This is a genomic window from Natronolimnobius baerhuensis (genome assembly GCF_002177135.1).
GTDB classification, from domain to species: domain Archaea; phylum Halobacteriota; class Halobacteria; order Halobacteriales; family Natrialbaceae; genus Natronolimnobius; species Natronolimnobius baerhuensis.
On the sequence record NZ_MWPH01000004.1, the window covers coordinates 234,543 to 255,838 of the forward strand.

The 21,296-nt window shown below is 62.2% G+C and carries 25 protein-coding genes and 1 tRNA gene; 1 reads left to right on the plus strand and 25 read right to left on the minus strand.

From position 1 onward, the window contains the following. Window position 1 precedes the first annotated feature (1 nt). The 24 genes from B2G88_RS17420 to B2G88_RS19745 form a co-directional block, all read right to left on the minus strand. On the minus strand, window positions 2-1,849 hold the full coding sequence (locus B2G88_RS17420) for a phage tail tape measure protein (RefSeq protein ID WP_140408903.1): 1,848 nt from the start codon (window positions 1,847-1,849) through the stop codon (window positions 2-4). Beyond that, on the minus strand, window positions 1,846-1,980 hold the full coding sequence (locus B2G88_RS20090; RefSeq protein WP_281253895.1) for a hypothetical protein: 135 nt from the start codon (window positions 1,978-1,980) through the stop codon (window positions 1,846-1,848). The genes B2G88_RS17420 and B2G88_RS20090 overlap by 4 nt, the downstream gene beginning before the upstream one ends. Before the next feature lie 38 nt (window positions 1,981-2,018). Further along, window positions 2,019-2,456 carry a hypothetical protein gene (locus tag B2G88_RS17425; RefSeq protein WP_054862425.1) on the minus strand — a complete coding sequence of 146 codons (438 nt, stop codon included), beginning with the start codon at window positions 2,454-2,456 and terminating at the stop codon, window positions 2,019-2,021. Between the two features lie 2 nt (window positions 2,457-2,458). Next, window positions 2,459-3,028, minus strand: a complete 570-nt coding sequence (locus B2G88_RS17430) for a hypothetical protein (protein WP_054862426.1) — start codon at window positions 3,026-3,028, stop codon at window positions 2,459-2,461. Window positions 3,029-3,058: 30 nt separating this feature from the next. Next, the gene (locus B2G88_RS17435; protein ID WP_087715522.1) at window positions 3,059-3,529 is read right to left on the minus strand and encodes a hypothetical protein; all 471 of its coding nucleotides are present in this window, start codon (window positions 3,527-3,529) and stop codon (window positions 3,059-3,061) included. After that, window positions 3,526-3,894, minus strand: a complete 369-nt coding sequence (locus B2G88_RS17440; protein WP_054862428.1) for an HK97 gp10 family phage protein — start codon at window positions 3,892-3,894, stop codon at window positions 3,526-3,528. Before B2G88_RS17440 ends, B2G88_RS17435 begins: the two co-directional genes overlap by 4 nt. Continuing rightward, the gene (locus B2G88_RS17445; RefSeq protein ID WP_140408904.1) at window positions 3,891-4,280 is read right to left on the minus strand and encodes a hypothetical protein; all 390 of its coding nucleotides are present in this window, start codon (window positions 4,278-4,280) and stop codon (window positions 3,891-3,893) included. The genes B2G88_RS17440 and B2G88_RS17445 overlap by 4 nt, the downstream gene beginning before the upstream one ends. 33 nt (window positions 4,281-4,313) lie before the next feature. After that, window positions 4,314-4,739: a hypothetical protein gene (locus B2G88_RS17450; RefSeq protein ID WP_054862430.1), complete on the minus strand. Its 426-nt coding sequence runs from the start codon at window positions 4,737-4,739 to the stop codon at window positions 4,314-4,316. A gap of 3 nt (window positions 4,740-4,742) precedes the next feature. After that, window positions 4,743-5,099 (minus strand): hypothetical protein, encoded by a 357-nt coding sequence (locus tag B2G88_RS17455; protein ID WP_054862431.1) that lies wholly within the window; start codon window positions 5,097-5,099, stop codon window positions 4,743-4,745. A gap of 6 nt (window positions 5,100-5,105) precedes the next feature. Further along, window positions 5,106-6,293 (minus strand): major capsid protein, encoded by a 1,188-nt coding sequence (locus B2G88_RS17460; protein ID WP_087715523.1) that lies wholly within the window; start codon window positions 6,291-6,293, stop codon window positions 5,106-5,108. A gap of 1 nt (window position 6,294) precedes the next feature. Beyond that, window positions 6,295-6,756, minus strand: coding sequence for a hypothetical protein (locus B2G88_RS17465; RefSeq protein WP_054862435.1), 462 nt, complete (start codon window positions 6,754-6,756; stop codon window positions 6,295-6,297). Between the two features lies 1 nt (window position 6,757). Then, a complete protein-coding gene (locus B2G88_RS17470; RefSeq protein WP_087715524.1) occupies window positions 6,758-8,251 on the minus strand; it encodes a hypothetical protein in 1,494 nt (497 codons plus the stop codon). Between the two features lie 2 nt (window positions 8,252-8,253). Next, window positions 8,254-9,168 carry a hypothetical protein gene (locus B2G88_RS17475; protein ID WP_087715525.1) on the minus strand — a complete coding sequence of 305 codons (915 nt, stop codon included), beginning with the start codon at window positions 9,166-9,168 and terminating at the stop codon, window positions 8,254-8,256. Then, on the minus strand, window positions 9,161-9,355 hold the full coding sequence (locus tag B2G88_RS17480) for a hypothetical protein (RefSeq protein ID WP_054862438.1): 195 nt from the start codon (window positions 9,353-9,355) through the stop codon (window positions 9,161-9,163). Before B2G88_RS17480 ends, B2G88_RS17475 begins: the two co-directional genes overlap by 8 nt. Further along, window positions 9,348-10,922, minus strand: a complete 1,575-nt coding sequence (locus tag B2G88_RS17485; protein WP_087715526.1) for an anti-CBASS protein Acb1 family protein — start codon at window positions 10,920-10,922, stop codon at window positions 9,348-9,350. Before B2G88_RS17485 ends, B2G88_RS17480 begins: the two co-directional genes overlap by 8 nt. 6 nt (window positions 10,923-10,928) lie before the next feature. Beyond that, window positions 10,929-12,365, minus strand: coding sequence for a terminase large subunit domain-containing protein (locus tag B2G88_RS17490; protein ID WP_087715527.1), 1,437 nt, complete (start codon window positions 12,363-12,365; stop codon window positions 10,929-10,931). Continuing rightward, window positions 12,362-13,063, minus strand: coding sequence for a hypothetical protein (locus B2G88_RS17495; RefSeq protein ID WP_087715528.1), 702 nt, complete (start codon window positions 13,061-13,063; stop codon window positions 12,362-12,364). Before B2G88_RS17495 ends, B2G88_RS17490 begins: the two co-directional genes overlap by 4 nt. A 6-nt stretch (window positions 13,064-13,069) precedes the next feature. Continuing rightward, complete coding sequence (locus B2G88_RS17500) at window positions 13,070-13,330, minus strand: hypothetical protein (RefSeq protein ID WP_245835431.1); 261 nt, start codon at window positions 13,328-13,330, stop codon at window positions 13,070-13,072. Between the two features lie 88 nt (window positions 13,331-13,418). After that, on the minus strand, window positions 13,419-13,964 hold the full coding sequence (locus tag B2G88_RS17505) for a hypothetical protein (protein ID WP_087715529.1): 546 nt from the start codon (window positions 13,962-13,964) through the stop codon (window positions 13,419-13,421). A 186-nt stretch (window positions 13,965-14,150) separates the two neighbouring features. Further along, window positions 14,151-14,615, minus strand: coding sequence for a hypothetical protein (locus B2G88_RS19260; protein ID WP_140408905.1), 465 nt, complete (start codon window positions 14,613-14,615; stop codon window positions 14,151-14,153). A gap of 371 nt (window positions 14,616-14,986) precedes the next feature. Next, window positions 14,987-18,628, minus strand: coding sequence for a hypothetical protein (locus tag B2G88_RS17515; protein ID WP_245835433.1), 3,642 nt, complete (start codon window positions 18,626-18,628; stop codon window positions 14,987-14,989). Next, the gene (locus B2G88_RS17520; protein ID WP_087715568.1) at window positions 18,625-18,852 is read right to left on the minus strand and encodes a hypothetical protein; all 228 of its coding nucleotides are present in this window, start codon (window positions 18,850-18,852) and stop codon (window positions 18,625-18,627) included. The genes B2G88_RS17515 and B2G88_RS17520 overlap by 4 nt, the downstream gene beginning before the upstream one ends. Then, the gene (locus B2G88_RS17525; protein WP_054862735.1) at window positions 18,849-19,085 is read right to left on the minus strand and encodes a hypothetical protein; all 237 of its coding nucleotides are present in this window, start codon (window positions 19,083-19,085) and stop codon (window positions 18,849-18,851) included. The genes B2G88_RS17520 and B2G88_RS17525 overlap by 4 nt, the downstream gene beginning before the upstream one ends. Window positions 19,086-19,217: 132 nt before the next feature. After that, window positions 19,218-19,372, minus strand: a tRNA-Met gene (locus B2G88_RS19745). A 107-nt stretch (window positions 19,373-19,479) separates the two neighbouring features. Between B2G88_RS19745 and B2G88_RS17530 the strand changes: the two genes are divergently transcribed. Next, window positions 19,480-20,769, plus strand: coding sequence for a DUF7115 domain-containing protein (locus B2G88_RS17530; protein WP_087715530.1), 1,290 nt, complete (start codon window positions 19,480-19,482; stop codon window positions 20,767-20,769). Window positions 20,770-20,791: 22 nt separating this feature from the next. Here B2G88_RS17530 and B2G88_RS17535 read toward each other — a convergent pair whose 3' ends face one another. Next, window positions 20,792-21,250, minus strand: coding sequence for a DUF5830 family protein (locus B2G88_RS17535; protein ID WP_087715531.1), 459 nt, complete (start codon window positions 21,248-21,250; stop codon window positions 20,792-20,794). Window positions 21,251-21,296: the final 46 nt, after the last annotated feature.

A 21,296-nucleotide genomic window follows, 5' to 3' on the forward strand; every position in this document is an offset into this window, starting at 1 on the left:
GTCAGAATGGGTAGTGGCGACCGTTCTCGGCATCGACCGTTACGTCGACGTTGAGTTCGTCTCCGAGCGCGTGGATCCCACGGAGCAGTTGATCGAGTTTGTCCAACAGATCGTCGGTTCGGTCAGTTCGCTCGAGTGCGTCTTCGAAGTCCTGTTCGCTTCCCTGTGCGTTGTTGCCGACATTAGCCGTGTCACCCACCGGGGCAACCATCCCATCGACAGCGCCGGCGAAAGCCGACTCACCGTCATCGACGCCGTCAGCGGCCGTCTCTGGGAGCGCCCGACCCATGTCCGTTAAGTCCGAGAGTGTGCCCCGTTCGGCGTCACTCGAGGGCAAATAGTCACCAGCAGCATCGGTCATATCGCTGACTGCACCACGGACATCTGGGATCTTGTCACGGATACCGTCGGTGAAACCCCCGACAAAGCCTTCAGCAGCGTTGCGCGCATCACTCACGCCGGGGAGTGCCCCCATAATTTCATCGCGCTTCTCACCGACGGTCGTCCTCGGATCCCACCTGGTCAAGGTGTCCATCGCAGCGTCGGTCGCTCTGTCGATAGCGTTGGGGACCCCCTCGCGGACATCGTTGATCGGGCCGAGGATCGAGTTCTTTGCCGACTCGAGCGCATCACCAGGACTCCACTCTGTGAGGTAGTAGTCCGCGGTCTCGGTGGCCCATTCGATGCCGTCAGCGAAGCGCTCGAGGCCGCCCATGATTATGTCGACCCCCGCCTCGGTCTTGTCCTGGATGCCACCGATGTCGCGTTCCCAGGCAGCGTAGAGCAGCGCCCCAGCAGCGGCGACCCCGAGGATAACCGCCGTCACGGGCGCGGCTGCGGCGGCGACGGTCGCAAAGGATGGTGCGACAGCGCCGACGTTGACCGTCGATAGCGCCATCAGTCCGATACCGGCTGCCTGGGCCGCTGGTGCGAGCGCTTCCATCGGACCGAGGTACCCCGACGCGGCCAGACGTGCGTCGTCCATCCGCGCTCGGAGTCGATCCATCGTGGAGACATTATCAGAGACCGCAGCAGCGTGATCGTCAGTCACGCCTTCTGCATCCTCGACGCGTTCGTTCCAGTTGTCGAGCGCATCTTCGCCGAGACCGAGTTCGTCCTGCAGTTCCTCGAGATCGCCGTCTGCCTCCTCGACGGCGGAGTTGAAGTTTGACTCGAGCTGCCGCCCTGAATACCCAGTTTCGTCAGCGAATTCCGACATCAGCCCCGCGACCTCTTGCGACTGGAGCCCCATCTCTTCGAGTTGATCGAAATCAAGCCTCGAGAGCGTGCTACCGATGTCCTCGATAGACATGTTCGTGTCGCGAGCGGCGAGCGTGAATGCGTCTTGATTCTCGACGAGTGCATCGAGGTTTCCATCAAGCGCGTTCACTGACGGTGCGAGATTCTCGGTGATCGACGAGGCACTCGAGTCAGTTGCATCAGCAACGTTGTCGGCAGCCGTCGCGACCTCTTCCATCCGCTCGGGCGTCTCGACCATCCCCGAGAGGTTGTCCATCGATTCGGTGACGTCGTCAAGCGGGAACGTCGCGTCGGACATGCTCGTCGCGAGATCTCGAGCCTCGTCGCTCGTGACACCCAGTGTGGTCGCCGTCCGGTCGAGGCTTTCGCGCGTCTCTCGCGTATCGTCGAGGATTCCCTGGGCGGCCGTTCCGAGTCCGGCCAGCGCCCCGCCAGCAGCGATTCCCGCCGGCTCGACATCCAGTAGCGACTCGGACATCGTGTCGGTCGAGCCTGCGACCTCCTCACTGGCGTCGGCTGCGTCGTCAGCTTCGGAGACGTAGCTGCTCGCATCGAGCGCCATCCGGCTGGTCAAGTGTTCAAATGTCATGAGTACCGGTCACGGATCTGCTGGCGACTCTGCTGGAGTTTCTCGCACTGTTTTCGATACCAGAATTTCCACCAGCGCTGTTCTTGGGCGTCAAGCCGTGCCCACTCCTCGAGTGTCCAGTCCTGCAGCATACAGATCTCCCCGATTTCCTGGCCAATCGGGGACTGTGCTACTTTTTTGCCTCAGCCCCACCGAGCGCCTGTCCCTCACGGTTGACGAGCGTCAGGATAGCGATCATCCGCGGGATCGAGAACTTAGCTTCCCACCAATCGGTGTCCGCGAACTCGGGTTTTGAGTGCTCTGCCGCGATTGCGTACATCCGGTCGACGGCTTCGTCGAACTCGGCTTCGACGTCGTCACGCTCGTCGAGGTTCTCGAGATGCTCCTGAAGGACAGCAGCGAACTGCGAGGCCTCGCGACCGAACGGACGGAACTCGACCGTCTCGTCGCCGATTGGGACATCGATGGACTCCTCGGCCAGCTGGCGCTCGAGGCGCTGCTGGAGTGAGCCGATTTCCTGCAGCTCTTCCCGACGCTCGGCTTCGCGCTCGTCGCGCAGCTCGATTGTCTCGGCGACGGCACCGGCGTTCGCGAGCGTCGCCCCCATCGTTACTCACCACCGTCGCCGTCGGGGTAGTAGTCGATGTAGATGGGCGATCCCTCGACCCACCACGTCCAGGAGACGGTCGGCGGCGTCTCGCTGGGGTCGATCTCTGGGCTCGTCAGCTTGCAGTCATCGAACCGATGGCAGAGCTCGGAGTCTTCGAGGAGGTCGACCTCGTCGTCGGCTTTCAGCCGCTTGAGGACGTCGTCCTTGAAGTACGCCATGCCGATCCACTCGTCGTTGTCGAACCCGACGCGACGGTCCTCCGTTTGGAACGAGATTGCCATTCCGTTGTCGTCGTCGACGACGACGCCAATTTTCTCGAGGCCGCTGGTGTCCGTGGCGATTGCTGAGGATACTTCGACGTCGACGGTGTTGTTCGTCCGGTAACGGCGTGTCCGTCGCGCACCACCGGGGTTGAAGTCGTCGTCGTCTTCGTCGACGGTGACCGAAAGGTCGCCTTTCTCCTGCAGCGCGAGGCCGGTATACTCGGGGTCTGTTCCACTTTCGTCCGCATGGAAGACGAGGACGTTCGAGCCCTCAACCTCCAAGTCGCTTGTAATATCAGTAGCCATAATCAGTCGTGTCGTATCCGCGGTTAGTCGTCAAGCGATGCGCCGGATTTCGAAGGTTTTGCCCGCAACGAACCGGTTGATCTGGTCGTCGAACGTCGGGTCGGTTCCGCCGGTTTCACCGTCCCAGTACCATCCCTCAACGCGGGCGTTGCCGGGGGTAGCGATTGCATCGAGGACGTCGTCGGGCCACGTCGTCAGCTGCTCGCGACCAACTCGAGGCCGGTACTCGAAGCCAATCTGAACGTTGAAGCTGGCCTCCGTTCGCAGGTTGCGCGGCTCCTCGGTTTCGGTGCGGACCATCACGTGAACGACGACATCCGGTGGATCCGGTGCCCCGTCGTCCTCGTGCCAGGCCCGCGAGACGAACGCCGGGACAATCACGTCGCCACCGTCGTCGATCCCGTCGACGGCCTCGAGGAGATCAGTCAGCGTGTCGTCGGTTGCGAGCCGCTGCAGAATCTCTCCACGGAGCTCCCGGATACGTGGTCGGTGGTCACTCACTGTTCCATCACCTCTTCGTGGATCGCCTCGAGCGCTTCGCGAAGTGTGCCTTTCTCCTGCCGGATCGACGGTGCGAGGAACGGTTGCGTGAATTCGACGATTCCGGCGTACTCGGCCTCGTCGTTGCCCCACATGATGATGACCGTCGACTCGTCGACCTGTTCGACCTCGACGTCCATCGTAGCCGACAGCAGCCCGGTGTCCTTCGGGGCGTTCTCGGTAATCGTGCCGAGGACTTCGACGCCGGCGACGCCAGCGTACTGCTCCATCGCCGACTCGAGTCGGGGCTCCATCGATCGGAACCACTCGACTTGCGTTGCCGGCGTCACGTCGGACGTCCACTCAAATTCAGCGTGTATGGTCATGCTGTCTCCAGTTCGACGTGCGTTGCAGTCGGTCGTGACCGCCGCCCGTACGCGGGCAACGGCGAGCCGACGATCTCGAGGTCGGTGTGCGTGTCGAAGCCGTCTGACATAGGCTCGAGTGTGACGCTGTCGCCGGCCTGTAGGCCAGTCAGCAGATCGGCCCGACCCTCGATTGCCGGGTTGTCGACGACGTCAGTACCCGACTCCGACCGCGTAAGTTCGGTGCCGTTGGCGTGGTAGCGGACGGGACGGTCCTCGACGACAGTGTAGTCGTCCTCGACGGGCTGGCCGTAGCCGTCGACGCAGACGCCGTCCTCACACACGGTGCCGTCAGGGCAGTCACCACTACCGTTGCACTCGACAGTGCCGAACCTCTTGGCAGTCAATCGGTGCGTAGGTCGGAGTCGAGACATAGTGTGTTAGCGACTTGATCCGCGGGCGTCGGGCGTCCGCATCATCGGCGGATTCTTCCCGATGTTCTGCAGGGTGTTCGAGGTGTCCTTCGCGATCGCCTCTTCGCCGAGTTGCGTTGAGCGGTAGTACTCGGTCGACCGATTCGGGCCGGCGAACGTCGTCGCCGAGCCGTCGCTGCGGGTCTCGCTCATCGTCTGCCGGACTTCTTCGATCGGCGTGTTCAGGAGGTTGTGCCCGGCGAGCAGCCGTTCGATGATCTCGAGGCGTTGCTCGGACATTCCCGTATCCGCGAGCAGTTCGTCGACGTCGAGTGCGGCCGGCTGCAGCCCGATGATCTCGACCTGTTCGTCCGAGAGTTCCTCGATGGGGTACTCCTGGGGCTCGAGTTGCATCCGAACGTGCTCGACGCTGGTGCGGTAGTCGTCGCTCATCGGTCAGTCCTCGGGGTCGTCGCGACGGGCTTTGGCGGCCTCGATGACCTTCTCCGAGCGCTCGACGTCTTTGATCTCCTCGAGGACGTCGTCGACCACGCCGGACTCGACCGTCTCGATGCGGTCCTGGTAGCCGTCGTGATCGGCGAACCAGGCGTCCTCGTCGAAGGTGACATCCTCCGATCCGTCGTTCGGCTCGGTGTCAGCAACGTCCCCAGCGTCCTCTTCGATCTGTTCGATCTGATTACCGTATGCACGGAGTTCAGACTCCGTCGGCTCGAACGTCTCGCCCGGAGGAATGACCTCACCGGTATCGTGACGCTTCAGTCGCGTCGACGACGTCCAGCGGTGTGTCGTCACGAGTGATCACCCGTCGATGCCGGTTCCGACGGCGATCCCGTAGATCTCGTCGTACGTTGCCTTGATGCGCGGGATGCGCATTCCGAGATGTCGGTACTCGGTGGCGAGTCCGAGGTCGATCTCGCCGGACATCGTCGTCGGTGCCTGGCCGTCGGCGAGGTCGACGACGTCGGTGTTCTGGATGACCATCACGCACTCGTCGGGATTGAGCGCACCGGACATCCGGAAGTCGATCCACGGGTAGTCCTGCTGCAGCCGCTGGAGCAGGTTCATGTTTCCGTCGCCCTGTGGGTCGGGCTGCAGGGTCAGGTTGCCCCACTGCGCAGTGGGGTAGTAGAGCCAGACGCCCTCCTGCTGTGGGTTGTAACCACGGTTGCGGTCTTCGGTCTGGGCGTTCAGTTCGGACTGAAGATCCTGGATGGTCTCGACGACGTTAGTCGCCTCGGACCAGTCGCCGAAGCCACTCTCCTCGAGCTTGTAGTCGGTCGTGAGGTAGCCGTCGACGCTGTAGAGGCTGCCCTGGATCTCGATCTCGGTGTTCCAGCCGCGGAACGCCAGGTCCTCCATGGAGTCCGCGAGTTCCTCGCCAGCTTCCTCGGCGGCCTCGGTCTCGGCGTCTTCACCGAAGTTCTGCGAGTTGATGAGCTCACGCTCGTCGATCTCCCAGCTGACGTAGTCGTACGGCAGCGGGACTCCCTCGCGGAACTTGATCGGCTGATCGTCGTGTCCCTGCGACCGGAGATTCATCGACCGCTCGGAATTGAACGCGTCGGAGCGGACTTGGTAGAGGCTGACCAGCCGCGCTGGCGAGACGTCGCGGTCGAAGCCAGCGTCGAGGAGGTCCTCGACGGCAGTCTTCGCCATGCGGGCCTCGGTGACGGTGAGATCGTCTCGGTCTTCCCACTCGTCGTAGTCCAGGCGCTGGGCGTTCGCGGAGATCCCGCCCATCGCGCCCTTCCGGTAGCCCTCCTGAAGGCCGTTCGCGGCGGCCTGCCACAGCTGCTGCTGCTGTTCGACCCCCGCGGGGCCGAACTCCTCCTTGGCGGCCTGGAGGGATTTCTGGTACATCCGCTGCTGCAGCTGCTTTTTCTGTTGCTTGTCGTTCGTGAAGAGGATGCGTCGCTGTAGCCCCGACAGGTCGTCGTTGTCGCTGTCGGGCATCGTCCGGTTCGCCGTGATTCCTGCTGTTGCCATCTTAAATCACCTCGTACTCAAAGCGGTCGTCAGCCGATGCGTCCTCGAGGGCGACCGCAAGCTTCGCGCCCTCGTCTTCGTCAACGTGTTCTGCGAACGTCCCGTCGCCGTTGGAAACGACTGGCTCGCCCGCGGTGATCGCGCCGCCGGCGAGGCCGTTCTCGTCGCCCTCACCCGGCCGGAGGACGTAGGCGCGGACCTCGTCGCCGGCCGAATCCAGATCGACGTCCTTCGGCTCCTCGCGAGGCGTCGTCGATCCGGTCTTTTTCTCGAGGGCGATCCGGACCGAGACGTTCTCACCGTCGCCTGTCTGCGGGCCGACGAGCGGGACGCCGTCATCGTCGACGTCCACGATCTCGAGGAGCATCCCCGGTGTGACCGTCGCATCGTCGGCGAGGCGGTACGTGCGTTCGATTGCTGAGTCGATCTCGCGCCGGCTACCGATCTTGTGGCTTCGGGACATCTTACTCCACCTCCAGGTCCGGCATGTCATCGACGTCGACGTCACCGCCAGCGTTGCCGGTTGCGCCGAACGCACCACCTGGAGCTGGGACGCCGCCGGTCTGGGTTGCCCCGCGTTCCTTGCGCTCGAGTTCCTTCTCGGGGAGATCGGCGATCCACTCGACGTCGTCCTCGCCGTACTCGGCGCTGTTCGCGACGATGGTCTTCGCGCGTTCCTCCTTCTTGCGCTGGTTCGCCGCCGTTTCGACCTGCTCGCCAATCGAGTCCTCGGTGACGAAGCCCTGATCGCGGAGTTCCGCACCGAGTTCATCAGCGGTCATGTCGGCAATCGTGTCGCCACCGGTGTCGTCGACGTCACCGTCGTCGTCAGCGTCGGAATCGTCATCGTCGTCTGTACCATCGTCGTCGTCATCGCCACCGTCGGCGTCCGATCCGTCGGAACCGCCGTCAGCAGCGTTCGCGACGACCATCTCGTGCGTGTTTTGAAGGCAGGTGTCGCCCATGTGCTCGAGCGAGTCCTCGTTGAGTTCGCTGTTGGCAGTGATGAAGCGAATCAGCTCTTCTCGCTTGTTGTCTTTCATAGAAGTGTTTGCTGTCGTGTCGTCGTCCGTGTCGGATTCCGCCGACTCGTCAGAGTCCGATTCACCACCCGAATCGTCGCCACCGCGGGGATCGCCATCAGGCGTGTTCGCGGTCTGTGACTTCGTCGTCTCGTCCGTCGGGCCAGCGGCGGGCAGCAGCGACGCGATGCCGCTCAGAAGTTGCCGGACGCCGGCCATCTGTGATCCGTTGTCCATCGTCCGCTGGCCCTCGCCCGAGTTACCAGGGTCATCGGGACCAGCGGTGAGATCTCCAACCCCTGGGTGGTCGGCGATGTTCGCCGTCACACCAGGGGCGATCCCACAACCTTCGTCGATTGAACAGACGCCCCGGCCGTTCGGGATCAGCGCGACCGAGTCCGGCGCTGCGATAGCCTTCGCGTTCGTCCGGTACTCACCGTCGTACTCGCCTGGCGGGAGTTCAGCGTGGAGGTACTGCGAGGAAACCTCGAGGCCGCGGTCGGCTTCGATGTCGTCGACGATGTCAGCTGCCTCGCCGCCCATCCCTCGAGTTTCGTCAGCGTTGATCGCAATGTCGGCGCGAACGTACTCGCCGTCGAAGCGGTCGTTCTCGACAACGCCGACGCCGAGTGTTTCCTGAACGTCTTCGTTCGCCGCGAGGACGATGTCGTCTTCCGGCCGTTCGGGGTCGTGCCACGAGAACTCCGAGCGGTTGCGCGGGTGGTTGACCGTCGGCGTCGTGCCGTCCCACCCGGTGCCGCCGTGGGTGTTCTCCATCTCGGTGCTGGCAGCGACCCACTCGCGGGGGACGTAGCCCGTCGCGAGCTCCATCGGCTTGACAATCGGGACGCCCGTGGCGACGTAGTACTGGTCGCCGTTGCGCGTCTCCTCAACGATCTCGACCTCTTCGCCGTTCGCGGTGATGTATCTCGTCATGGTTACAGGTCCTCCAGGGTGCGGACGTCGGTCACTTCCCAACGACACCGGCAGTAGTCGTGCGTGTCGCGCGGGATGTGGAACTCCTGGGCCTCCTCGAGCGTCCAGTCTCGTTGGGCGAGTTCCTGGCAGAATTCGCAGACCTTGTCGTCGCCGGCGGTGACGAACTCGGGCTCGACGTTGAGCTCGATCTCGACGTCCTCGGGGACGCGGTCGTAACTCGAGAGTTGGCCCGTCGTGTTGTACTGGTTGACGACTTCGGCGGCGACGTCGGCCGTCGCGTTGGACTTGTAGACCTCGCCGCGCTCGACGATGTCCGAGACCAGCTGCGTCCGCGAGACCTCGAGACCACCGTCGGTGATGATCTGACGGGCGTCGCCACGGAAGTCGTCCATCTCATCACGGATGCGGCCGGCGAGCGCGACCACACCGAGGGCGACCGCCTCCTGGACGTTGTCCTGAGCAAGCGTCTCGTCTGCATCGCCGATATCGACACCGTGCTCACGGAGTTCGCGATGGGCATCAGTTGCCCCGCGCTCGACGGCGTGCTCGAGGTGACGTTCGGCTTTGTCCTCGAACTCGCTGGTAAAGACAGTCGACTCGATTTCGTCATCGAGCCAGTCGGAGAATCGTTGGGCCTTCTCGGCGTCGGAAAGACCCGACCACTCGGAGAAGCCGCTGCCGTCCATCCCGAAGGCGTCGTCCTCGAGGACCTTCCCACGGACAGCGGCGTCAACCTCACCGATCCGGCCACGGATCCATCGCGAGAGTTCCCTGACATCGGTCGTCGTATGGGTCGGATCCTCGCGCCCGTTTTCGTCGATCGCGTACTCGTTAGCCGAGACGCCGGTGAGGTCACAGGCGTGACAGCCACAGCCAGCGTCGTGACGCTCGAGGGCTGGGTGGAGGCTACTCATCGTTCACCTCACAACAATCCGAAAGTTCAGCCGCCTTCCGGAGCGTCGCCTCGTTGACGCCAGCTTGTGTCGCAAGTAGCACGACCTCATCAGGCATGTCGTCGTCATCCCAACCAGTCGCCGCGTCAAGCATTCGGGCCAGAAGGCGTGCGTGAGGTTTGTTCACCAATTCGCCGGGATCAGTCATCATCCACCTCCTGGCCGCCATCGGCAGCAGCCTCGTAGCCGGCCGTGATCTCGTCGACGCTGCGGGCGTTCGCGCCGACGGCGTCCTGGTCCTCGAGATCGGCGACCATCTCGGCCTCCGTCTCGACCTCGTCGGGGAGCTCACCCTCGCGGATGTAGTCGACAACGACCTGCCGACCGAGATCGAGCAGCGGGTCGTCGGAAATGTTCCGCAGCGCCTCGCCGCGCTTGGCCTCGAGATCGGCTTGCTCTTGTTCGGAGAGGACGCGAAGCGTTTCCCAGTCAATATCGAACCAACCGCCGCTTGGCGGTGTGATGAGGCCGTTGTCGACGAACCACTGGATGTGTGGCCGGGCGTTCAGCGGGCCGGCGTACTCGGTTCGGCGCTCCTTGATGAGCCCGAAGTACGCCTGTGTGTCCTCCTCTGCGGAGGCGAGTGCGCCCGCGGGATCGCCCTCGAACACTCGCTTTGGGATCCCGGTGTCCGTCGCGAGAGCCGAGAGTTGTGGCTCGAAGATGTTCGAGACGTCGGCGATCTGTCCGCCGAGTTCCTGGACCTCGCCGGTCGTCTCGAAGATGGGTTTGAGACCCTGGAACCACTCCTGGACCTCCTCGTCGTGCTGCTCCCAGAATTGCTCGCTCGTGACGTCGACGTCGTTCGGGTTGTGCGAGACGGCCAGGCCTTTGTCAGCACCGCGATAGGCCATCTCGGCAACCGAACCGAGGACTTTGAGGATGTCCCGGAGGACGTTGAACGACCCCTCGAGACGAGGCGGCGCGAAAAAGTCGTGGTCCAAGCGACGACTTGCGGGGACCGCTACCGTCCGCGAGTGGTGAACGCTCCAGGTCCGGTCCGAATCGGACTTGTCCGTGTCACCCTCGCTCGAGAAGTCAATCGAGTAGCGAACCGGAAGCCCCCAGCGGCCCTCGGCGGCGTGGGTCTCGTTGCCCCACTCGATTGCGTCGACGGAGATCTCCGAAAACAGTTTGTGTTGGACGATGTTGTCGAGTCCGTCCGCGGTGAACTGTTCCGGATCGATAGGCTCCGCGAGCCGATCCTCGTCGACGGTGCCGTCCTCGTCGAGGCAGTCCGTCGTGATGAACACCGAGAGTCCGTAGCGCCCGATGCCAGCGAGCCGGTCGACTCGCTCCATCTGCGACGGGAGATCGAGGTTCCGGAAGAGTTTCTCGACGTCGTCCTTGAAGTCGGTCTCCTCATCGGGTTTGTCGGTGATAATCGGCTCGTCGCGCCAGGTGGTGAACGCCGGCCGGTCGACAATCGGACCGGCGAAGGGATGCGTGCGGTACAGTGCGTAGAACTGCTTGGCGGTGGGTCGGCGGGTCCAGTCGAACGTGTCGAAAATGTCGCGGTTCTGATTTGAGTGGCCGAGGACACCGGCGATGCTCGCTCGCATCACGCTCGAGGCGGTCATCGTCTCCTGTACGTTTGCCGCCGCCTCGTCGGCGTTCGCGGCGACGTGGTCACCGTCTTCGTAGGCGTCGCGCTTGTCAGTTGACGGCGTATCGCTACTGCTCGAGGCCTCGTCGGCCGATGTGTTGTCAGTCATGAAAAGTTAGGACCTCCAGGGGAGCGAGTCGAGCTTGTCGTTCCCATCATCGAGCGGATCACCGCCACCGTGGCGAGCCCAGTTCGCGAAGGCCATCCCGTCCGGCCAGTCGTCGTGCTTGCCAGCCGGCGCGGAGTACTTCGCCTTCCCAGTCGGCGTGAACGACTTCTCGAGTTTCGTCACCTGGCGCTCGAGTTTGTCGTGGTTTGGCAGCGCCAGTGACTCGGCCTCGAGATCCTTGATCAGGCGCTGGTAGATGTTCTGCTTCGTCTCGTTGGTGCTGTTGACCACCTTGACGACGTCGCCCAGGCCGGCTTCGGCGAAGTCGGCAGCGAATCCACCGACACCGTTCTCTTCGATGAGGATCGTCTGGTAGCCCGACGCCGGTGTCCGACCAGTGCCGACCTCCGGTGCAGGGATCGCATCCCAGTACTCGAGGTCGGCCTTTTGCTGGTGCAGGATCTCGAGGAGTTCGACGAAGCGGGGGCCATCCATCGTCTCGAACGCCCACACACTCCAACAGACTCCAGTGGCGTCGAGATCGAAGACGACCATCTCGTCTTTGCCGCCCCGTGCGGGATCGACTCCGAGGAACCGACCGTGCGAATTGTCGAACCGCCGGTCGGGCTTGATGTTCGGGATCAGTGTGTCGTGCGGGATCGCCGATCCGCCATCCTCGGCGAACTTACCCTCGTACTCTTGGGCGAACGTCTCGGAGTCGAGCTTCTCGCGCTGCTCTTCGATGTAGTCCTCTTGGGCGTACGGGCTGATCCGCGTCGGCCAGTGTGGCGAGAACCAGTCGTCGTCGTGTTCGACCTTTGCGTAGAAGTAGCCCGATTTGCCCGCTGGCGTCGAGAAGAGGACGTACTCGAACACCGGGTGGGTGATGAAGAACTGCTCAATCTCTTCCTCGTAGACGACATCCTTCTCGTAGGCCGCCTCGTCGACGATGACGCACGTCGGGTTCTTACCACGGTTGCCGGGCTGGTCCTCCTGGCCGACATTCCCCAGGGTGCGCGAGAGCATCCGGGTCCCACTCGAGAACTTCCACGTCTGCTCGTTTTTCTTGACGACCCCGTACTGCTCAAGCGTGAGCGGACCTTTTTTGAAGCGCTGCTTCGCTTCCTCGAACATCTCGTCGGCGGTCTCCTGGCCCGGCGCCGCGAAGAGGACGTCCGTCGGTTCGCCAACGAGCATCGGTGCCCAGAGCGCATGGTCGGCCCCGACCACACCGGCAGTCAGCGTTGCGCCGACCTGACGTCCTTTCTGCGGAGCGGCCCGTCCCTTGTCGGCTTGCTCGAGGTGATCGAGCAGATCGGCCTGGTAGTCGGTCGGCTCGAAGTCGAAGATGATCTCGACGCGCTCCGACCGGGGGAGGCCCTTGCACTCCTGGTGAAGCTGCTCGAGCGGTGACCCACCGCTGGATGCTGTTTGGGTACTCATGAGTCCTCCGCGATAATGCTCGCCAGATCACCGACGGCGTCGGCCTTCTGTGACTCGGGATCCTCGAGCAGGCCGAGATCCTTGAGCCACTGCCGACGGTCGTTCGAGAGTCGCTTCTGCGCGGTCTGGACAATCGACTCTTTGTACTTGTGGAACTCGCGGCCGTTCTCGGTGTAGCGCGTCTCCTGATCGACGAGCGGGTGTCCGCTCTTGAGGCCCTCGGGCTTTCCGTTGGCCCACCGCTCGAGGCCGATATCCTTCGCGTGCGTGACCGAGATTCGGAAGAGTTCGGCCTCAATTCCGAGCAGAGGCTCGCCGTGCAACTCCTCGTAGCGCTCGTAGTAGTCCTCGAAGACGTCGTCGACGAACTCCTGGAGCGACTCGTCGAGGACGTTCTGGTAGTAGGAGTTCTCGTCAGCGTACGCGCCGTGCGTGACCGCGTTCGTGTTGTCCTCGGACCCACCCTGACCATTGTCGCCGGAGTTGTTGCCGCCGTGGAACTTGCAGCGCCCTTCGCCGAGGTGATCGGTTTCCTTACCGGCCGCTGAACCGCAGTAGCCGGCGAAGACCTTCTCGCCCTTCGGCCCCTCCGTTCGCCGACCCCGGCACTTGCCGTCCGCGGCGATCTTCGGAACGTCCTCGAGGCGCTCGCCGACCAGGGCGTCCTCGTCGACGTCGTCGATGGTCAGGTCAGTCATATGGAGTCAGTCCTCCCGGTCGTCGTCTCGAGGCTGGCCACCGTCGGTCGTCACGCGGATGTTGGTGACCGCGTTGAGGACACGTTCGACCTCGAGGCCCCACTGCCGGCCGATCACCAGCCAGACGATTGCCGTCGTTCCGAGCATGAGCCAGTCTGGTGCGGGTTCAGCGCGTGGAAAGAACATCGGCGCAATAACGATCACCGACCAGACTGCGAACAGGATTAGCGTCGCAACCGTCCGGTCGAACGACTCTTTGTCAGGCATCAGTGCTCTCCCCAAACAGATGAGTTCGACTTTCGCGCGTTCCAGCGGATCGTCAAGTGGCGATTTAACAGACATGGCATCGCTCACGCTAGGCCCGCTTCACCGCGAGCTTCACACTCCGGCGGAAGATCTCGGTGTCGTACCCCTGGGCGTCCTCGTGCTCTTTGAACAGTCGGACCGCTCGACGGAGTACCGACCGGTCGAACTCGAGGCCGGCCTCCTCGAGGCGATCGGCGAGTGGCGTCGTCAGTCGGAGCGCCTGGACCTTCGACAGCGTCTCGTCGTCGGCCCAGCAGCCGATCCGCGAGCAGCTGCGGCAGGTCGTCCGAGCGATGGACGTCCGCTGCTGGCCGGGGCGCGACTGGGCGTCGCCGGCGTCGCCGCGGCGGGTCGATCCCGAGCCACCGTCGACGTCGGTAAGGATTCGGTCGTCCGGCTCGAGGGTCGCCGCTGGTGTGCGGTGGTGCTCCTGGACGTCGTGATCATCGACGCCGCCGCTGAACGTTGCCTCCTCGATCTCTTTGACGAGTTCGAAGCAGCCGTTACAGCAGCGACTATTCTGCCAGACGATACGGTCGAACGCCCGTTGTGGGGAGACGTGGTCGTCTCCGCTCGGTGAATCCGTTGTTGACATGGCTGGAGAAAAGCATCGCTGCAGGGCGGACGTGATCATCGTCGACGACGTCGGCGGTCGTCGACTCGACGCCCTGTAGCGATCGTATTACCTTTTGATAAGTCGTTGGGAGATAATAAGCCCGTGTGTAAGCGCCAGAATGGCGATTGTTACTCTGAAAGGGGTGGTTTTGCAGGTTGAAGCGTGTTAGGAAAGGCTCAACCGTCCAAGTGCGTAACCAATAATCATCAATAAGGCACCTACAAGAAGCAGCCAGCGAAGGGAAAGATCAAGAGATTGTAATCCAGTCAGAGTTTGACCAAGCGCTCCTACTGCTAGAACAACGGTCAATAAAGCAATAAGACTGTTATTTCGGAGTTCTCGTTCGTTCATCTCCCGTTCATGTGCGACGTCAAATCCTTTTGGAGTAAGTTCAAAAAACCCAGCCCCATCATCTTCGATTAAATTTTGTTTTTCAAGGAATGACAGCGCTGACTTCACTTGCGAACGAGTGAGGTTTGTTCTTTCGACTAAGGGATGATCAGATCGAATAATAGCCGGGTCTCCACGACCGAATGTCTCCCACTTTTCTTCCCGGGAATATAAAAACAGTAGGAGCTCTACCCAATTCTGTTGCTCAATTCTCCTTCCTGGGAGTCGTTCTTTCCACATATCATTCATGAATTCAAGATATCCGAACAATGTTTTGGTATTGACCGTTAGGAGTTTCGGTCAAAAAGCCGAACACGAACACACCGAAGGTCCTTCGTGTCACGAACTCGCTCGGCGATTCTTTTGCTTTCAAGTTGATCGAGTGCCCTATCGACTGTTCGCTCAGATAGTCCTGTTCGGTTCTGGAGCTTTCTTCGAGAAAGCGATTCGTCGGCGTCTTCAAGCACGAATACAACGTACTTCGCACTCGGGGAAAGATCTTCGTCGACGTCGGTGGTATGTTCGGGGAGGCTCATGGGCTTCGTTTCGTGGAGAGTGCTGCGGCTGGTTGCAGACGGGCAATCGTGGCCTCGAGACGCCGGTTGAAGGCGTCAGTCACTCCGATCAGGACCGGCTTTCCAGTCCCATTCACCAGCCGACTGATTACTCGAGTCGGTTGCGGGTCCTAGATCACCGTCGTCCGGGGTAGTTGGGTCGCGGATCGCCAACGTCCACCTACTAGTGTTCCAGTAGGGGTCAGTTGGCGATTCGTGAATGTCTACAACGCCTGCATTCGGTAGTCCTGAGTCGCTATACAGCGTCGCTCCGTTCGGACCGCTCTCCGGGATGGCTTGCACCGCGGGTTCACCGTGACCGTCGTCGCCGAGGCGCTCGAGCGTCTGGCGAACGTGCTCCTTGCTGCAGTCGACGACGTCGGCGATCTCTCGTGTCGTCTTCGCACCAGTACTCGAGCGGAGTTCCTCGACGATCGCCTCCTGGTAGTCGGTGAAGACCCACTCGACGCCCGGTGTCTGGACGTCGGCGAACCCGGCGGGCATCGCATCCGTACGAACGAACACCGTCGCCGTGACGTCGGGATCGGTCGGGTCTCGAGCGTATCGGCCGGCGGCCTGGGCGATGTGGTTCTCGCGAACACTGGCGAGGATCTCCTGGGCGGTTTCAGCGTCGTTGCCCTCGAAGCCGCGACCGCGGGCTCGGTATTCCTCACCGGCATCGTCGACGGCGGTCTCCACCTCGGCCTCGAGGTCAAGTTCGGCCAGCAAGTCGAGGACGTAGTCGTCGCCGGGATCCATGCAGCCGTTGACGAGGCCGACACGCTCGTGCTCGAAGTCGTTCCGTGACTTCTCTTCGCCGAAGTGCATCAACTCGGGACGGTGGCAACCGGACTCTTCCATCAGCTCCTCGAGGCGGTCTTCGACTTGCCCCGTTGTGATCGCCGTGCGGAACTGGGTGCCGTACTCCTCGACGAGCTGTTCGAGCAGGACCTCGAGTTTGTCTTCGTTCAGCCACTCGAGCGCTTTGTCACCAGACAGTGGACGGGTTGCGTCGCCGACCTGGACGACACGGAGCCCACGCTCGTAGCGTCGCCACAGCTGGCGGGCTTCGGGCTCGAGAACGTTGGTCGTCTTGATCCACGGGGCGGTGTTGGCTTGCCACAGCGGCACTGCGGGGTGGGCATCGAGTCCGACAACCGAGCGAGCAGCGCCGAAGTCGGGAACAGTTCGGACAGTCTGGATGTCGTTGTTCTCGTCGAGGACGACCGAAACCCATTCGCGGTTCCAGTCATCGTCATCGCTCACGCCGGCCTCGAGGCGAGGCGGTTCGTGTCCCGTCTTCCCGAATCGACGTCCGTTGGCTCGCTCTTCGGCTCGGAAGATAGCTCTCGCGAGCGCAGGTGCGAGCGTGTGTGCATCGGGATCCTCGAAGTACCAGTCTCGGTCGGGCTCTTCGTAGAGGACGTCCTCGAGGGCATCGCGCTCTTTCGCAGCGTCGCCCTGGTAGTCGTCGTGCAGCGAGAGTTGGATGAACGCCTCCCAGGTCGTAACCGGGGCGTCGATCTCGCGGAGGTAGGCACCGACGGCGTCGCGGATCCGTTCGGTGGTGAGGTCCTCCTGTGCGTAGCTGGGTTGTTCGTCGACGATGACGTTGTTGTGTGATCGGAGCCCGGGTGCGAACGCGAAGTTGTGCGTCGCGATGACGAGCGGCCAGTAGTCGAGCTCACCGTCGGGTCCCTCGCGGTAGGTCTCCCACTGTGTGATCGCCGAGCAGCGGTCACCGCCGCAGGGTAGTTCGACGCCCTGGTCGTTGTGTTCCTCGAGGTAGCGATGGGCCGCCGAGAAGGGCATTCCCTTGCCGTCAGTGTTACACTGGGTGTCGAGCCACTCACTGGCGGGCTCGCCGTTGATCGAGATTTCGTCGTCGTGGTCACCCGCACAGACGGGGCAGGCCTCGTGGCGTCCAAGAAGGACGTGGTACTGCCCGCCGTGCTCTTCGGCGACGTCGACGGCTTCGTCGCGGGCGTCGCGTGTCTCGAGTAGGTGAACGACCGGCCGGTCACCGGTGATGTCTTCGCGAGCGCCCCATCGCGTCGACGCGGTCGTGTAGGACTTGCCTAGCGACGTCGGGGCATCGACGATCCGCTCGTCTTCGTTCCGGATCACGTCGGCAATCGTCTCGAAGAGCTCTTCGCGAGCGTCCTCGGTTGACGGCCACTCGAGCCCCCGCTTCTTGGCGTAGCGCCGGCGTTCATCCGGCTCGAGAGCATCGAGAAGGCCAATTGGGAGTGCCGAGACGGCACGGCCGTCGCCTGATCCATCGCTTGGGGGTTCGTATTTCGGGATTGGTGCACCGGCGTTTCGTGCCCGCTCGACAGCATCCCGGAACTTGCTCTTTTTAAGGTCATCCCACGGGTTGGAGATGATGTTCTGTTCCGCAGCGAACAGTCGGAGCACACCAAAGGCGGTGTGCATCTTTTTCATGTCGATGAACTGGCCGTCTCCGACGTGTTTCAGCGACCGTCCGCTGCTCGAGTTGCGGTAACCTGGATCCCACGACTCAAAGTCGTTGTTCTCGTCTGCGACGTACGTCGACGACAGCGGGAGGTCGCTCGGCTTGAGCTGGTTGACCGCGTCGATAACGTCGTCATAGTCGTGCGTGATCTCGATGCCCGCGAGTTCCTCTCGAGACTTCGCTGGTGTGTAGTCGGTATGGTGAACGCCATCACTCGAACTCTCTTCCTCGACGGCGTCGGGATGTTCGTCGACGAGCGCGTCGATCACTACCTGGACGTCCTCGATGTCGTCGGCGGAACCGGGGATCTTGTCGCCGGTGACCGTCGTGTAGCGCCGTCCGGGGTAGACTTCGATCTCTGCGTCGAGCCACTCGTCATCGGAAACGTCGATGTGGAGTTCCTTCGCATCCTCTGGGAGCGTGAACGACCCGAGAGCGTGTGCACCAGTTCCAGAAGGCGACCACTCGCAGAACGTCACACCGAACCGCTCGAGCCATGGGACGGCTTTCGGGGCGATCTCGCCGGTCTCCGGATCGCGGATGTTATCGAAGTCGGCGAGTCCGACGTGGCGCGTGTCGGGGACGTCTTCGTCGACGTCAACCCAGTCGTACTTCTCATCATCATCCCAGTCGTCGCGATCGGGGGAAACGAGGTAGTACGCGAGTCCAAGCGACCCATCGTGGTCGGTCCAGCGTTCCGCACCACTGAATTCGAACCACGCTCGAGGGTCTTTCGCACCGGCGAGTGACCATTCACCTGCCGTCGCCTCGTCGTCTTCGGAGTGTCCCCAGCGTGGGTTTCGCGGGATCTTCCGGTCGTCGCGGTACTGCCAGAGCAGCCAGCGCTGTCCGTCTTCGCGAAGGCTCGTCGGGTGCCCCTCGCTGCTCGAGGAGAGTTCAAGGTCAACACGCTCGAGGTCGTCACTCGAGGTGGACGAAGACGACCGGTCGTCGGTAGAATCGCCGCCGATATCGCTCGTAGAGGGAGCGTCGTCCGTCTCGACAGAGTCGTCAGTGTCGACGAACTGCAGGCCGCTGCCGACACCATTCGCGAATTCGACAGCATCAGTTGCACTCAGCGCTTTGCGGAATTCGCTTTCACTCCACCCGTTGGCCTTCGCCGTCTCGAGGAGTTCCGTTCGTGGAACAGGCTCGTCGTCCTCGAGGCCGAGGAAGCCCCGTGTCTCCCAGAAGATCGACTCCCAGTCGATGCCAGGACTCACGCCGTCTCACCTCGCACAGCGCCGCGGACTTTGCGAGAGTCTGCTTTCGAGCAGTCAAAGCAGAGTGTGTTGTGTGGGTGTTCCTCGTCACGACCGATTGCATAGAGTTCGCGATCAACGGCCTCAGGATCGAACGTCCGTCCGCAGTAGGTGAGTCCTACCAGGCTCTCGAAGCAGTAGCCGTTGTGGCCATTGTCGAGGTTGACCACGTAGCCGGTCGTCACGCTGACCACCCCCAGTCTTCAAGCGTCGTCTGGCCGTCGACGTCAGGACGTTCGACGTCGTCTCCCTCGGAGTCAATTTCCGGAACGCCCTCGGTTCGCTCTTCTCCTTGTGGTTCTGGGTCGCTAGCGTATTCGACCTTCTCGGCCTGCTTCTCGAGCTCGGGACGCTCGGTGATCGACTGGTAGGTGGCGTCGATTGAAACGCCACGGGCCTCGCGACGGCCAGCTACCATGCCGCCACACCTCCGTTAGCCGAAGATATCGCTGTATGTAGTTGATCGGTGTCACTACCGAGAGTGACGAAACCCGCGCTTTCACCCCAATAGGGAGGGGTACTTACGCGGGCATGTAAAGAATTTGATGAGTGCCCGGGGAGGGCTCCGAACCCTCGATCTCCGCATGTCCCAGGTCCGAGGCTCGGCATGAGTCCTCGTGGGGACACGGAGGCTTCCAAGGCGAAACCGCACCGAATCTCTGAACCCTATGAGTGCGGCGCTATGTCCAGCTAAGCCACCCGGGCTCAGTTTTTGGTAGTGCCGACTCTCTCTTTAACCTTCTCATTCGAATTCCGCGTGTAACGCGGACCCACGGATTTATCACAGGGCCATACGAACAACCGCGACATACATGAGCGTTCCCGGTATCGTCCACTCTACCCTCGAGGGCGAAGATATCGCCGCCCGCGTCTCACTCGGTGGCGAAGACGAACTCTTCATCACCGCTTCGAGCACCTTCGTCTATCGATCCGACGGTCTCCTGCGAGACGAATCAGTCGACGAATATCCCCACAACGCCGACCGACTCACCCTCTCGGAAGGCCGGCGCAAAACCAAATTCAGCCTCGAGTACTCACTCGAGGGCGAAAACGAGTTTAGTGTTCCTTCGAGCAAGACGGACACCGTTCTCCATCCGGTTCTCGCAGGCGTCCTCAACGGCAATGGAATCACGAATCCCGGTGAAACCGTTGTCAAGACCTACCGCTTTAGCGAACTCACGATCATCATCACGAGCGAGCGCCTGGTCAAACACATCGGCAGCGCCGTTTGGGATGAGGACTACGAGGAGTACCACTACGAAGACGTCACGAACCTCTCGTTCGAAGACGGTAGTGTCGCCACGCAAGTCGTCCTCGCGGTCGATGGTCGCCCACAGCGGATCAAAGCGCCAAACGATGAGGCCAACGACCTTCGCGAACGACTCCAACGCGCACTGTTTGACTACCACGGCGTCGGGGACCTCGAAGAACTCAACGACGCTATCGGCGATGATGAGGACGATGTGGACGAGGATTCGTCCGGGAGCACGATGGAGTTCGGTAGCGGCGTCGACCCACTCGATGCGAACCCGCCGGAGCTAGACGACCACGAGTCAGTCGGCGACGTGGACACAGCACCAACGCCAGAACCGGAACTCGAGCGCGAGGCACCAGCCACAGACGAGCGCGACGACGCCTCAGCTGACACAGCAGCGGCGGATTCGGCCGTTCCAGCGTCCATTGACGCTCGACGAGAGGACAGCGACGACTCGGCCAGCGCACAGACATCGGCCACTGGTGACACGCCAGAGACGAATTCTCAGCCTACAGCGCCCACAACTGACTCGGCTGATGAGAGCGAGCCCACCGAAACCGGATCCTTCTTTGAGGACTCCGACAGCACAGCGTCCGCGTGGGATACCGACGACTCGAGCGCAGACCCAGACTCGGAGTCGAGTTCGACGACCGAGGAACCAGCAGTCGTTTCGACTGAGACCGCTGGAGAGTCCTCACCGACCGACTCCACGTCTTCAACAGCAGATCCGGCCGTTCTCGAGCGACTCGACGCACTCGAGACGACCGTCGAGCAACAGAACGAACTACTCGAGCAACAACAACAGACAATCGAGCAGTTGATCGAAGAACTCCGACACGGCCGATAGCACGCTGAAACCCCGAGAGCCGCTATTCTCTGCCGGTGACCTTCCGAATACACGACGAGCCAAACGGCCCCAGTTCACCCGCCTCGAGGTTAATGAAGTGGCCTGTCGAGAGTCCCGAGCCACAGCGCTGACACGAGAAGTCTCCCTCTTTCGTGATGACGTCCTGTTCGAAACTGACGTACTGGCGGCTTTTCGGACGGACAATACCATCGTCGCGTTCGATAATCCCGCGCAGTTCGGCCTGATCGAGGATCGTCCGCGTCACTGTCGGATCGCTCGTCACCGTCTCGATTCGGTCGACGACGTCAGCAAGCGACAGCGACTCGTGCTCGAGGCGCTCGAGGAGTGCAAGGCCGAGTACAACGCGGTCGTCGTCGGCTGCAGTGGCTCCGCTCGCCTCGCTTGCTGTGCGTGTCTCATTGGGATCGGTGCGGTCATCCTCGCCCGTACCGTCGCCGTCGCGCCCGGGATCGCTCCCCATCGATGAGTGCTGTCGTGGCGTGACGAATAAACGTTGCGCCGCACCG

What these genes read in the sequence shown, in the direction of transcription:
- B2G88_RS17420 (WP_140408903.1), bottom strand. Translation starts at nt 1,849, where the DNA reads ATGACATTTGAACACTTGACCAGCCGGATGGCGCTCGATGCGAGCAGC.
- B2G88_RS20090 (WP_281253895.1), bottom strand. Translation starts at nt 1,980, where the DNA reads ATGCTGCAGGACTGGACACTCGAGGAGTGGGCACGGCTTGACGCCCAA.
- B2G88_RS17425 (WP_054862425.1), bottom strand. Translation starts at nt 2,456, where the DNA reads ATGGGGGCGACGCTCGCGAACGCCGGTGCCGTCGCCGAGACAATCGAG.
- B2G88_RS17430 (WP_054862426.1), bottom strand. Translation starts at nt 3,028, where the DNA reads ATGGCTACTGATATTACAAGCGACTTGGAGGTTGAGGGCTCGAACGTC.
- B2G88_RS17440 (WP_054862428.1), bottom strand. Translation starts at nt 3,894, where the DNA reads ATGACCATACACGCTGAATTTGAGTGGACGTCCGACGTGACGCCGGCA.
- B2G88_RS17450 (WP_054862430.1), bottom strand. Translation starts at nt 4,739, where the DNA reads ATGAGCGACGACTACCGCACCAGCGTCGAGCACGTTCGGATGCAACTC.
- B2G88_RS17460 (WP_087715523.1), bottom strand. Translation starts at nt 6,293, where the DNA reads ATGGCAACAGCAGGAATCACGGCGAACCGGACGATGCCCGACAGCGAC.
- B2G88_RS17465 (WP_054862435.1), bottom strand. Translation starts at nt 6,756, where the DNA reads ATGTCCCGAAGCCACAAGATCGGTAGCCGGCGCGAGATCGACTCAGCA.
- B2G88_RS17470 (WP_087715524.1), bottom strand. Translation starts at nt 8,251, where the DNA reads ATGACGAGATACATCACCGCGAACGGCGAAGAGGTCGAGATCGTTGAG.
- B2G88_RS17475 (WP_087715525.1), bottom strand. Translation starts at nt 9,168, where the DNA reads ATGAGTAGCCTCCACCCAGCCCTCGAGCGTCACGACGCTGGCTGTGGC.
- B2G88_RS17480 (WP_054862438.1), bottom strand. Translation starts at nt 9,355, where the DNA reads ATGACTGATCCCGGCGAATTGGTGAACAAACCTCACGCACGCCTTCTG.
- B2G88_RS17485 (WP_087715526.1), bottom strand. Translation starts at nt 10,922, where the DNA reads ATGACTGACAACACATCGGCCGACGAGGCCTCGAGCAGTAGCGATACG.
- B2G88_RS17490 (WP_087715527.1), bottom strand. Translation starts at nt 12,365, where the DNA reads ATGAGTACCCAAACAGCATCCAGCGGTGGGTCACCGCTCGAGCAGCTT.
- B2G88_RS17495 (WP_087715528.1), bottom strand. Translation starts at nt 13,063, where the DNA reads ATGACTGACCTGACCATCGACGACGTCGACGAGGACGCCCTGGTCGGC.
- B2G88_RS17500 (WP_245835431.1), bottom strand. Translation starts at nt 13,330, where the DNA reads ATGCCTGACAAAGAGTCGTTCGACCGGACGGTTGCGACGCTAATCCTG.
- B2G88_RS17505 (WP_087715529.1), bottom strand. Translation starts at nt 13,964, where the DNA reads ATGTCAACAACGGATTCACCGAGCGGAGACGACCACGTCTCCCCACAA.
- B2G88_RS19260 (WP_140408905.1), bottom strand. Translation starts at nt 14,615, where the DNA reads ATGTGGAAAGAACGACTCCCAGGAAGGAGAATTGAGCAACAGAATTGG.
- B2G88_RS17525 (WP_054862735.1), bottom strand. Translation starts at nt 19,085, where the DNA reads ATGGTAGCTGGCCGTCGCGAGGCCCGTGGCGTTTCAATCGACGCCACC.
- B2G88_RS17530 (WP_087715530.1), top strand. Translation starts at nt 19,480, where the DNA reads ATGAGCGTTCCCGGTATCGTCCACTCTACCCTCGAGGGCGAAGATATC.
- B2G88_RS17535 (WP_087715531.1), bottom strand. Translation starts at nt 21,250, where the DNA reads ATGGGGAGCGATCCCGGGCGCGACGGCGACGGTACGGGCGAGGATGAC.